At 59.9% G+C, this 12,027-nt stretch carries 9 protein-coding genes; 4 read left to right on the forward strand and 5 right to left on the reverse strand.

All coding sequences use genetic code 11. From position 1 onward, the window contains the following. Nucleotides 1–5: 5 nt before the first annotated feature. Both EXY20_RS30390 and EXY20_RS30395 read right to left on the reverse strand, forming a co-directional pair. The gene (locus EXY20_RS30390) at nucleotides 6–395 is read right to left on the reverse strand and encodes an STAS domain-containing protein (RefSeq protein WP_235886273.1); all 390 of its coding nucleotides are present in this window, start codon (nucleotides 393–395) and stop codon (nucleotides 6–8) included. A 106-nt stretch (nucleotides 396–501) separates the two neighbouring features. Continuing rightward, nucleotides 502–1,716, reverse strand: a complete 1,215-nt coding sequence (locus tag EXY20_RS30395) for a glucose-1-phosphate adenylyltransferase (RefSeq protein ID WP_135556188.1) — start codon at nucleotides 1,714–1,716, stop codon at nucleotides 502–504. A 233-nt stretch (nucleotides 1,717–1,949) separates the two neighbouring features. Between EXY20_RS30395 and EXY20_RS39280 the strand changes: the two genes are divergently transcribed. The 4 genes from EXY20_RS39280 to EXY20_RS30410 all read left to right on the forward strand — a co-directional run bounded on the left by EXY20_RS39280 (nucleotide 1,950) and on the right by EXY20_RS30410 (nucleotide 6,119). Beyond that, nucleotides 1,950–2,183: a hypothetical protein gene (locus EXY20_RS39280; RefSeq protein ID WP_167859642.1), complete on the forward strand. Its 234-nt coding sequence runs from the start codon at nucleotides 1,950–1,952 to the stop codon at nucleotides 2,181–2,183. 68 nt (nucleotides 2,184–2,251) lie between these two features. Then, nucleotides 2,252–3,340 carry a GerAB/ArcD/ProY family transporter gene (locus EXY20_RS30400; protein ID WP_167859643.1) on the forward strand — a complete coding sequence of 363 codons (1,089 nt, stop codon included), beginning with the start codon at nucleotides 2,252–2,254 and terminating at the stop codon, nucleotides 3,338–3,340. Between the two features lie 42 nt (nucleotides 3,341–3,382). After that, the gene (locus tag EXY20_RS30405; protein ID WP_135556218.1) at nucleotides 3,383–4,870 is read left to right on the forward strand and encodes a spore germination protein; all 1,488 of its coding nucleotides are present in this window, start codon (nucleotides 3,383–3,385) and stop codon (nucleotides 4,868–4,870) included. 19 nt (nucleotides 4,871–4,889) lie between these two features. Continuing rightward, a complete protein-coding gene (locus EXY20_RS30410) occupies nucleotides 4,890–6,119 on the forward strand; it encodes a Ger(x)C family spore germination protein (RefSeq protein ID WP_135556190.1) in 1,230 nt (409 codons plus the stop codon). Nucleotides 6,120–6,124: 5 nt separating this feature from the next. Here EXY20_RS30410 and EXY20_RS30415 read toward each other — a convergent pair whose 3' ends face one another. The 3 genes from EXY20_RS30415 to EXY20_RS30425 all read right to left on the reverse strand — a co-directional run bounded on the left by EXY20_RS30415 (nucleotide 6,125) and on the right by EXY20_RS30425 (nucleotide 12,006). Continuing rightward, nucleotides 6,125–7,744, reverse strand: a complete 1,620-nt coding sequence (locus tag EXY20_RS30415; RefSeq protein WP_135556191.1) for an ATP-binding protein — start codon at nucleotides 7,742–7,744, stop codon at nucleotides 6,125–6,127. 199 nt (nucleotides 7,745–7,943) lie between these two features. Next, a complete protein-coding gene (locus tag EXY20_RS30420) occupies nucleotides 7,944–10,853 on the reverse strand; it encodes an ATP-binding protein (RefSeq protein ID WP_135556192.1) in 2,910 nt (969 codons plus the stop codon). Beyond that, nucleotides 10,837–12,006 carry a SpoIIE family protein phosphatase gene (locus EXY20_RS30425; protein ID WP_135556193.1) on the reverse strand — a complete coding sequence of 390 codons (1,170 nt, stop codon included), beginning with the start codon at nucleotides 12,004–12,006 and terminating at the stop codon, nucleotides 10,837–10,839. The genes EXY20_RS30420 and EXY20_RS30425 overlap by 17 nt, the downstream gene beginning before the upstream one ends. Nucleotides 12,007–12,027: the final 21 nt, after the last annotated feature.

Raw genomic sequence — 12,027 nt, forward strand, 5'->3', positions numbered from 1 at the left:
CCGCGCTACCTCCCGCCGTCGCCTGCGCCGTCCAAAAAACGGCTGATGCCGGTCAAATCGAACAGCCGTTTGATTTTGCCCGGGATTTGTTCGATGCGGAACGAGCCCGGATGGTCGGCGCGCGCTTTCAATGCAAAAATGACGATGCCAATACCGGTACTGTCCATATAAGTCAAATCCCGCATATCAAAAACGAGCGTCTTGTCGAATTGCGCCAGCACAGGTTCGATAATGGAACGAAAGTACGCGGCTGCCGACAAATCCAGCTCGCCGCGCAGCAGCATTACCCGACTTGCCGGTGTTTCTTCATAACCGACGCCGAATTGTTTGCCTGACACGATCCCGTTCACCCCCGGCGTTCGTTCTTTCCCTAGCATAGCAGAAGCTGCGATCATTTTCATCCCCCCCGCCTTTCCGCTTCTCCTGAAGCCCCATACGTCTACATCCTCTATAACCACAATCGGCTCCCGTGAAACTTGCGTTCACGGAAGCCGATGACCTTTATCCGATTCGCGACAACCTTGCTCCCGCTCCCGTTTGCGGCGCCGATGCAATCGCCACCGGCCGCAGTTCCGGCTTGCGCGGCGTGTGCTCGTGGTGGCCGATCACGGTGACCGTGCCGCAGGTAGAGTCGCCGATGACGGCGCCGTCCGCGACGATCGCCCCTTCGCCGACGATCGTTTTGTACAGCGTGGCGTTGCGGCCGATTACGGCTCCCGGCATCACGACGGAATCGACGACAAGGCTGCCCGGTTTGATTTCGACATCGTACGAAACGACCGAACGGTCGACCGTACCTTCGACAATGCAGCCTTCGCCGATCAGCGATTGCCGCGTCGCTCCGCTATCGCCGATATAGTGCGGCGGCAGCGACGGCAGCGGCGTGCGAATCGGCCAGTCGCGTCTGCCAAGCCGCAGCGGCGAATTGGCGGAGATCAGATCCATATGCGCTTCCCACAAGCTGTCGATCGTGCCGACATCTTTCCAATACCCGGAGAAGCGGTAGGCATACACCCGCTTGCGGCCGGCGATCATCAGCGGAATGACGTCCTTGCCGAAATCGTTGCTGGAGGAAAGCAGCTGCGCATCTTCCTCCAGCGCGTCGCGCAGCTTATCCCATGTAAAGACGTAAATGCCCATCGAGGCAATGTCGCTGGCGGGTTTGGCCGGTTTCTCGGCAAATTCGGTCACGCGCCCGTCTTCCGCTACGGACATAATGCCGAATCGGCTCGCTTCCTCGCGGCCGACGCGAATGGAAGAGATCGTCAAGTCCGCCCCGCTCTCTTTATGGAAATCGAGCAGCGGGCGATAGTCCATCTGGTAAATGTGATCGGCGGACAGGATCAGCACGTACTTCGGAGCATATTGTTCGAGGTAAGCGAAATTTTCGTAAACCGCGCTTGCGGTGCCTTTGTACCAGCACAACCCGTCTCTGCCGGCAAACGGAGGCAGCATCGTGATGCCGCCGTCCCGACGATCCAGCTCCCAGGGCGCCCCCGAACCGATGTGACTCGACAACGCGAGCGGTTGATATTGCGTCAGCACGCCGACGGTATCGATCTGCGAATTGGCGCAATTGCTCAGCGCAAAATCGATCATCCGATATTTGCCGCCGAAGTGGACCGCGGGCTTGGCCAACCGTTCCGTCAGCGCGTCGAGCCTGCGTCCCTCCCCGCCCGCAAGCAGCATGGCTACACATTCTTTTGTTCTCCTCATCTCGCGTTCCTCCCGTTCATTTCTTGGAACCGGCGAATGCCCGGTTCTGCCAGACCCTAATTTCTTCACCCCATTTCGCCAATTTGAACCAGTTGGTGCCGGAGACTGCCTCTGCAGCGGCTGGAAGTGCACAACAACGAATAATATGGCGCTCATTGGCAAAACATGACTGTATGGAATGGAAACTATCGCCGGCCGCCCCCGGTTGCGGCTGGCAGAAGAGAGGCGCCGGCATGTGGGCCGTTTCGGGGATTGTACTGCTTACGATCGGCTACGTGTGGCTGGAGCTTCCCGCCATGCGGAGGAACAAACAATACAAGGAAATCGCGGTGTTCAGCCTGCTTGTCGCCGCATCGCTGGCAGCGGGCATCCCGCTTGCGCTTCATGTCAAACTGCCGAACCCGTTAGATTGGATCGAAGCCGCTCTGAAGCCGGTGAGCGAAGCCATATATGGCGCCGCGGAATAATCCCGTTCAACTGCCGCCCGGCTATCGTGCCATGCGCGCAATCACAGTCACAGAGGGGGAGAAGCGCGGTGAACAACACCGTCATCGAGGCGCGTTCGTTTATGATTCTGGTCGCCTTCTTCACCGTGGGAACGTCCATCCTGATCGCGCCAAGCGGACTGGCTCACGGTGCGAAGCAGGATGCCTGGCTCGCCAGTTTGATCGGCATCGCCATGGACGTGCTGCTCGTCTGGCTTTATATCGCGCTCGCGGAACGTTATCCCGACCGCTCGATCGTGGAATATTGCGAGCTTGCGCTTGGCAAGTGGGTCGGCAAAGCGCTGGCATTGGCCTTCATCTGCTTCTGCTTTCTGCTGGCATCGCTGCTGATCGGCGATATGGGATTTTTCCTGACCTCGCAAATTATGACCGACACGCCGATCGAAGCTTCGGAGCTGCTGTTCGCCGCAGCCGTCATCTTTACCGTTCGTGCGGGGCTTGCGATATATTCGATGGCTGCGGAGCTATTTTACGCCGTCATGATTGTGCTGTTCCTGATGATATTTCTGCCGTCCGTGCCGGAATTTCAGGCTGCCCACGTGCTTCCCGCGCTCGAACGCGGCATTATGCCCAGCGTCAAAAGCGGCTTTACGTTCATGACGCTGCAAGAGCTTGTCATCATGCTGATGTTTTACCCGAATGTGGTCAAAGGTACCGGGCGCAAGCGCGGCTTCCTGGTTGGAACGCTGATCGGCAGCGCCATCCTGCAATTGACGACAACCGCGATCATCCTCGTCATCGGCGCGCCGGTGACGGGCAATCAGCTGTTTCCCGCCTATTACATCGCCAAACATATCAGCATCGGCGAATTTTTCCAGCGTTTGGAGGTCGGCATGATGCTGTTGTGGGTGCTGTCGATTTTTATGAAGCTGACGCTTACGTTTCACGCTTCGGTAAAAGGAATGGCGCAGCTGCTGCGCTTGCGCGACGAACGGCCTTTCCTGTGGCCGCTTGCCGCCGTCATGATCGCCCTTTCGCTCGCCTGCTACCCGAATATCGTCTATGCGCGCGAAATGATCGCCCGCACCTGGGCGCCGCTGGCGATCCTGTTCATGGTGGTGCTGCCGCTGCTGCTGCTGGCCGGCTCCTTCATTCGCGGCAGGCGGGCGCGCGTTTGACCGCAAACAAACAGGAGGGATGAACCTGTGCCGGAACGTTCGATGCCTGGAGATACGGTAAGCCCTCTCCTCGCCACCAATCTGGAGCTGCTCCTGCAAAAAATCGGCCGCAGCAGCGACGTCAAATGCCGGGAAATCGGCCAAGACGACGCGGAAGGCGCAAGCATACGCGCGGTCGCGGTTTATATCGCAGGCATGACGGCTACGGAAGGCACGATCAAATCGCTGACGATTGCAGGCAGCGCCGAGCCTCCCCCGACGGACGCCGCGCAGCTGTTCGAGCACTACCGGGCCAGAGCGACCGCTCACGGCGAAGTGCAGGAGGTTCGCACCTTCGACGAGTTGTTCGTGCGGCTGCTGTCGGGCAATACGATCGTGTTCGTCGACGGCTGCGACGCCGCGCTGTCCGCGGACACGAAAGCACCGAAAGCCCGGCCGGTGGAAGAGCCGAACGTGCAATCCGTCGTGCGCGGGCCGCGGGAAGGCTTCACGGAAGTGCTCGAGTGGAATACGTCGCTGCTGCGGCGCAAGATCAACGATCCGTCGCTGTGGATCGAAGGCCGGCGCGTCGGCCGCGTCACCAAAACCGAAATCGCCATCGCCTACCTGCATGGCATCGCCGACCCGCACATCGTCGAAGAAGTGCGCAGGCGGATCGATACGATCGACATCGACGGCGTATTGGAAAGCCACTATCTGGAGGAATTCGTACAGGACAAACAGATCACGTTGTTTCCGACCGTCTTCAACTCGGAACGGCCGGACGTCATCGCGGCCGGCCTGCTGGAAGGACGGGTCGCCCTGCTGGTCGACGGCACCCCGTTCGTGCTGCTTGTGCCGGCGCTGTTCGTCCAGTTTTTCCAATCCAGCGAAGACTACTACCAACGCTCCGACTTCTCCTCGCTGGTCCGGCTGCTGCGGTTCCTGTCGTTCCTGCTGGCGACGCTGACGCCTTCGCTGTATATCGCCATCTCCACCTTTCATCAGGAAATGCTGCCGACCACACTGCTGTACAACTTGGCCAGCCAGCGCGAAGGCGTTCCGTTCCCGGCGTTCGTCGAAGCGGCGATGATGGAAATAACGTTTGAAATTTTGCGCGAAGCGAGCGTGCGTATGCCCAGCACGATCGGGCAGTCGATCTCGATCGTCGGCACGCTGGTCATCGGGCAGGCGGCGGTGCAAGCCGGCCTTGTCAGCGCAGCGATGGTGATCGTCGTGTCGATCACCGCCATCTCCAACTTCGTGCTGCCTGCGTTCAACCTCGGCATCGCCGCCCGCATTTTGCGCTTCGGCATGATGATTCTTGGCGCCGCCTTCGGCCTGATCGGCATTTTCATCGGCTTGATCGTCGTCATCGTCCACCTGTGCGGGCTGAAATCGATCGGCATCCCTTATATGGCGCCGCTCGCTCCGTTTCGCCGTTCCGATCAGAAGGATGCGCTGCTCCGCCTGCCGTTTTCGCGCATGTTGAAGCGTCCGTACAGCTTGTATCCGCGAAATATCGTTCGGCAGAAGAAGCGAAAAACGTAGGCCGAAAGGAGTGCCTCTCATGCGGCATGCCATAACGGCATTAGGCGCGGTTATTGCGCTGCTGGTGTTGCCCGGCTGCTGGGACCGGCATGAATTGAACAACCTCAGCATCGTTACCGGCATCGGCATCGACAAGTCGGATCGCGGCGCTTACCGGGTCACGGTGCAAATCGTCAATCCGAGCCAGGCCGCATCCAAAGAAATGCCGTCCGGCAACAACTCCCCTGTGCTCGTATACGAGGAATCCGGCGCCACGATCCCGGAAGCGCTCGGCCGCATGACGATGAAGGCGCCGCGGCAGCTGCTGTACTCCCATGTGCGGGTCATTGTGCTCGGCGAAGATATCGCCCGGGAAGGGATTGGCAATCCGCTTGACTTTATTGCCCGCAATTCGGCGCTGCGCACCGATTTTTTTCTGGAGGTGGCGCATGGGACGAGCGCGGCCAAGATTTTGCAGACGTATATGATGGTGGACCCGATCCAGGCGAACAACTTGTATACGATGCTGGAAACGTCCGACAGGCTGTGGGCGGCGACCGGAAAAATCCGTTTTGACCAGTTGCTTGACGATTTGAACACCGAAGGAAAAAACGCCGCGCTGACCGGCGTATCGATCATCGGAAAGGATGCCGAGATCGACAACGTCCAGAACGGTCAGCATATCAAACCGCGGGCGGCGCTGAAATTTTCGGGGATGGCCGTCTTTAAGCATCAGCACATGGTCGGCTGGATCAGCGAAGGGGAGACGAAAGCGCTCAACTACGTTCAAGGCTCTGTCAGCCGATCGTCGGCTTTTTTGCCGTGCCCGAACGGGGGCAATTTATCGCTGGAAGTAGTGAATGCCACTTCCAAAATTCAGGCGCATGTACGGGACGGCAAACCAACGTTCGACGTATACTTGCGGCTGGAAGTGGACGTTGCCGCCATGGAATGCGATCTCGACCTGTCCAAAACCGCCACGCTGGCGTCCATCAAACAAATGGGCGATGAAAAGCTGCACGACATCGTCGACAGTGCGATCAAACGACTGCAGCGAGAGTTCGGCACCGACATCTTCGGCTTCGGCAGCGTGTTTCACCGTCGTTATCCCGGCTTGTGGCGCCAGATCGACGATTGGGACGAAACGTTCCGCACCGTGCCGATCACCGTGCATGCCAACAATATCATTCGCCGAACCGGAACAATCGTGCAGCGAGCCGCAAACGAATCGATGAACAAGCCGAACGTCCGCAAAAATGCCGGAAGCTGAGCCGTTCAGCAACAACGCGTGCGAATCGTAAAACGGAACAAGGCCCCGCGCGTTTCGGCCGGTTCGACGCGAATGTCGCCGCCCATCAATTGCACCAGATTTTTGCAAATGGCCAGACCCAGCCCGGTGCCGCCGTATTTGCGCGTCATGGAGGCATCAAGCTGCGAGAACGGCAGAAACAGCCGGTCGACTTTCTCCGGATCGATCCCGATTCCGGTGTCGCGCACGGCAAATTCCAGCAGAAACGGTTGTCCGTCGTCGCCTTGAACCGCATCTTGCGCCGTTCCTTCCGGCCAGCCGACGGTAACGTAGACCCCTCCCGCTTCGGTAAACTTGACCGCATTGCCGATCAGGTTGATGAGCACTTGTCTAAGCCGCACTTCGTCGCCGACGATGCACGGGGGAATGCGCTCGTTTAGCTGCAGCGACATTTCCAGATTGCGTTCGCGCACTTGCGCCGTAAACAGCTGAAACGTCTCTTCGATGCAGGCGTGCACGTCGAACGGCTGCTCGTCGAGCTCGAGCTTGCCCGATTCGATTTTGGAATAGTCGAGGATGTCGCGGATGACGGCAAGCAGCGTTTCGCCGCTGGTGCGAATCATGTGCGCATATTCGCGCTGCTCGCTGTCCAGCGCGCTCTCCAGCAGCAGATCGGTCATGCCCATGACGCCGTTCAGCGGCGTGCGGATTTCGTGGCTGATCGTCGCAAGGAAGTCGGACTTGATTTTCGCCGCGCTTTCCGCGGCTTCCTTCGCGGCCACCATCTCCTGCTCGGCCATCTTGCGTTCGGTAATGTCCCCGATGGTGCAGGCATACATCGGACTTTCTTCAATCGTCGTTTCGCCGATCTGCAGCTCGGCGGGGAAGGTGGTGCCGTTCTTGCGCACGGGCGTCACTTCCGTCGTTTTGCCGTTGGCGTACTTGCCGTGCATCCAGTCCAGCGAAAAGGGCGTGTTCTCCCGTTCGGCAATCGTCGGCAGCAGCAGCGTGATCGGCCGGCCGATCAACTCGTCGCCGCGATAGCCGAACATGCGCTCCGCCGCCGGATTCGCCGTCACGATGCGCCCTCTCGCATCGAAAATAATCATCGCGTCGATCGACGTTTCGCCGATAATGCGGGCGATCGCTTCCGCGCGGGACAATTCGCCGGCCGTGCGCACCAACGCCTTGTTCGTGCGTTCGAGCTCTTCCGTCTTCTGGTGAAGCAGTTCCGTTTGCTGCAGCAGTTGCTGGTTGGCCTGGTACAGGCTGACGAAGCCGGCGAGCTTCGCTTTCAGAAAATGGGGCGAAAACGGCTTGACCATATAATCGATCGCGCCGACCGAATAGCCGGTAAAGACATGTTGTTCGTCTTTGCTGGCCGCCGAGATGAAGATGATCGGAATCCATTTGGTTTTCTCCAGCGATTTGATGTATCGCGCCGTTTCGAAGCCGTCCATGCCCGGCATCTGCACGTCCAGCACGATGACGGCAAACTCCTCCTTCAGCAGCCATTTGAGCGCTTCTTCGCCGGAATAAGCTTTCACCAGGCGGTATTGCTCTTCCGCCAGCGCGGCTTCCAGCGCCAACAAGTTTTCCGGATGGTCGTCCACGAGCAGGATGGATACGGCCGAATGTCCGGTCATCCTTTCACCTCACTTCTGCGCAAAATATAGCGGCAGTTCAAAAAGCCGGCTTTGTGAACGCGAGCTAACAGCGTTGTCCGTACGCGGGCCTATCGGTTAACCATAATATTCGCAGCAAAAAGGAAAATTGTGTCGCAGTGTGCAATAATTTTTCCCTGATTTGGTTGAATAGACCATACAAGTGAGCCCAACTTGCGTATCAGTCGTCCGTCCTGCCGATCAACTCCGCCATCAGCGCCAACATGCGGCTCGCCTGCACCGGCTTCTGCAGGAAGCCGGAAGCGCCTGCCGCCAGGCTCGCTTGCCGGTCGGCCTCCTGCGAATTGGCCGTAATCGCGATGATCGGCAGCGCGCCGCCATCCGGCAAGGCGCGGACGGCGCGAATCGTTTCGTTGCCGTCCATGCCCGGCATCATAATATCCATCAGCACCAGATCGAACGCGGCGGGGTCGCGTTCGATGCGCCGCAGCGCGTCGCCGCCGTTGTCGGCGAACGACACGAGCAACCCCGCGCTCTCCAGCGCGCTGCCGATGGCAAATACGTTGCGCATGTCGTCGTCGACGAGCAGCACGCGTTTGCCTTGCAGCGCTTCGCCTGCGTCAGGCCGCGGCAGCGGCGCCGGCAGCGCTTTGATCTCGTCCGCGCGCCGGCCGGGCAAGCCGACGATTGCATCGGCGGCGGCCGCCGCGGCAGCGCCGGCCGGCAGCCCGGCGGGCGGCGCCTGCTTATCCTCGCGTACGCCGGTGTCTTCCGCCGCCGGCGGCGCGGTCCGTTCCGGCAAATACAGCGTAAACGAGCTGCCGCGCCCTTCTTCGCTGCACAGCGTAATGACGCCGCCAAGCAGCCGCGCCAGCTCGCGGCTGATCGACAAGCCGAGCCCGGTGCCGCCGTAATGCCGGCTTGTCGTGCCGTCGGCTTGCTGGAACGCCTCGAAGATCAGCGCCTGCTTCTCGCGCGGCACGCCGATGCCCGTATCCGTCACGGAAATGGCGAGAACCGCGCTTTCGTCCGCCATTCCGGCGGTCGCCTTCTCTTCCCGGTCCGCTTGACGGATTTCGACGGTAACGCCGCCCTCGCGAGTAAATTTGAACGCATTCGACAACAAATTGCGCACAATCTGCTTGACCCTATGGCTATCCGTCCATATGCCGGCCGGCACGCCTTCGCGCACGAGCACGCTCAGGTCAAGCGACTTCTTGCGGGCCACCGGATGGAAGCTCGACTCGATAAACTCGACCGCATCGCGAATAGGCAGCAAATCGAGGGAGACGTCCATTTTGCCCGCTTCGATTTTGGACAAATCCAGCACTTCGTCGATCAGCTTGAGCAAGTCGCGGCCGGAGGAGTAAATCGTCGACGCGTATTCGCGCTGCTTCGGCTGCAGGTTGCCTTCCTTGTTCTCCGCCAGCAGCTGGGATAAAATGAGCAGGCTGTTCAGCGGCGTCCGCAACTCGTGCGACATGTTGGCGAGAAACTCGGTCTTGTACTTGGAGATCAGGCCCAGCTTCGCCGCCTGACGCTCCAGGTCGCGCTTCGACTGTTCGATCTGGCGGTTTTTTTGCTGCACTTCCTCGATGCGCTCCTCGAGCTGCATCGTCTTCAGCTTCAGATCGGCGTTGCTGATTTCAAGCGCTTCCTGCTGCCGCTGCAGCATATCCTCGGAATGAAGCAGCGCGTGAGTATGCTCCTCCAGCTTCTCGTTCGTCATCCGCAGCTCCTCCGACTGCGTCTGCAGCTCTTCGGTCAGCGCCTGCGACACGCGCAGCAGCCGGCTCATCCGGTTGCGGCTGCGGATATTGCCGAGCACGACGGCGAGATTGCCGGCCAGCTGCTCCAGCAGCGGACGGTGAAGCGGATGCAGCGCGCCGGCGGCGGCAAGTTCGAACACGGCAATCGTTTCGTTCTGCGCGCAAGCCGGGTAAACGAGCAGCGTCGCCGGCGCAATGGCGCCGAGCCCGGCCACGATGCCGACGTAGCCTTGCGGCACGTCCTTCAGCTCGATCGGCGCTTGCTCAAGCGCACACTGGCCGATCAATCCTTCGCCGAGCGCGAAGCGGGGCGCCGGCTCCGTTCCCCCACGGCGCGCGTAGGCGGCGCTCAGCACGAGCTGCCGCGCTTCGGCGCTCGTTTCGCCGTCGTCGCCGTCCGCGTCTTCAAGCACGTATAACGCGCCGCAGCTCGCACCGACCAGCGGCGCGAGCTTGCGCAGAAACGTCGAGGCAACAGCCTGGACGTCATCCAGTTCCTGCAGCTCGATCGTCATTTGGGCGACGTTCGACTTGAGCCACGCCATCTCTTCATTCACTTTGGCCAGCTCGCGCTCGCGCGCCGTTTTCTCCTCCAGCTCGCGGGCGATCCGGTTGAAGACGATGGCCAGCTCGCCGATCTCGTCCTTCGGGTTGAGCGGGATGCGCGCCGACAAGTCGGCCGTGCCTTGGGCGAAGTCCGTAATCATCCGGGCAAAATAGTTCAACCCGCCGGTAATGCTGAAAATGATCCAGAACATGATGCCGATGCCAAGCAGCAAACCGACCATCGTCAGCAGCCCCGTTACCGCCAGCGTATCCCGGTTGCGGTCCTGGGAGTCCTCCAGCGTCTGGTCCATCGCCCGCTCGTTGTAGCGGCTGAGTTCGTCGATGGCTCCGTACAAATCGTCGAGCGCGCCTAGCCCCGTTTGCTGCCGGAGAGTCAGCGCCTCCTTGTCCTTGCCTTGACTAAGCAGAGTCAGCAGTTCGTCCTTGTAGCGAATGAAGCTGTCCAGCTTGCTGCCAATCCGGTCGACAAGCTGCTCCTCCAGTTCGCTGTTGGCCCCTTCGCCGAGCTGCTTCAGCAGCGCGTTCGCACGGTTCACTTTGTCGTTCAGCGCAGTGTATTCCCGGTTGCGGTCAAGATCGGGCAAACCGGTCAGCAAGCTGTTGATGGAACGGGAGCCGGTGCTGATTTCGTTGCGGATCGTATAGGCGTTTTTGACCTGGTTGAACCGTTCCTTGTAGTTGTCGTTCAAGCTTTTGTCGGCTCCGGTCATCCGGTTGAGGCCGACGCCGGCCAAGGCGAACATGAGGAATATAAGCGCGCCGAAGCCGATAAACAGCTTAGTGCGGATTCTCATCCCCGTTCGCCCCCTCCTTAGTGCCAATCACGACCAGGCACATATCGTCGTGCTGCCGCTCGCGGCTGTTCTCCGGCACGAGCATGTCCAGCAGCGCGGTCGGGTCGGCTTCCCGCTCCCGGACGACGATATCGGTCAGGATCGCAAGCGCTTCCTCCTCGTCGCCGGCGATCATTTCCTGCAGGCCGTCGGTATACATCACGATGCGCAGCGGCTCGTCGTAAGCGACAGTATGTTTGGTCACTTCGATCGTTTCAAAAAAACCGATGGCGCAAGTCGACGAAGCAAGCCGCTCGACCTTGCCCGAATCGTACACCAGCAGGCCGGGCGGATGCCCCGCGTTCACATAATCGATCGTGCGCTGCTCGGTGTCGATGACCATATAGATAGCCGTGAAATAATAATGGAGAAACTGCTCGCGGTTATACAGCCGGTGCATATAACGGTTCAGCTCGCGCATCACATTTTCGGGATCGACGCGGCGCGTGATCGCATCCTGCATGACCGAAGCGATGAACATGCACACGAGCGAAGACGAAATGCCGTGCCCCATCATATCGAGCACGATCACGCCGTACCGATGCTCGTCGATCGCGAACCAGGCGTACATGTCGCCGGCGAGCTCGGAGGACGGGGCGTACGACGCCCGAATCCGGAGTTTGGCGGTATCGACCGGATCGCTCAGCACGCTGCGCTGCACTTGCCGGGCCAATTCCAGCTCCTCCTGCACTTTCTTCTCGCGGTCCTTGTGCCAGTCGAGCTCCAACTTCAGCCGCAGCGCGGAGCGGATGCGGGCGAGCAGCTCGGTTTTGTTGATCGGCTTGATGACGTAGTCCGTCGCGCCGGCGTCGAGCGCCTCGGCCAGCTTGGCCGAATCGCCCAGCGCGGTGACGATGATGACCGGAATGTCCTTCAGCTTTTCCGTCCGCATGATGCGCCGCGTCGCTTCGATGCCGTCGATCTCCGGCATCATCATGTCGAGCAGGATCAAGTCCACCGGCTCGTAGCCGGGAAGCGGCTTATCCGCCAGCATGTGCTCGAACATCTCTTTGGCCGACGCCATTTTGACACAGTTGCGGTAACCGGCGTTGTGCAATATTTTTTCGATGACGATCAGGTTGACCGGGTTGTCGTCCACGATCATAATCCGCATTGATGAAATACCCCCTGTACG

The organism is Paenibacillus cymbidii (genome assembly GCF_004764705.1).
Lineage (GTDB): Bacteria > Bacillota > Bacilli > Paenibacillales > NBRC-103111 > Paenibacillus_AN > Paenibacillus_AN cymbidii.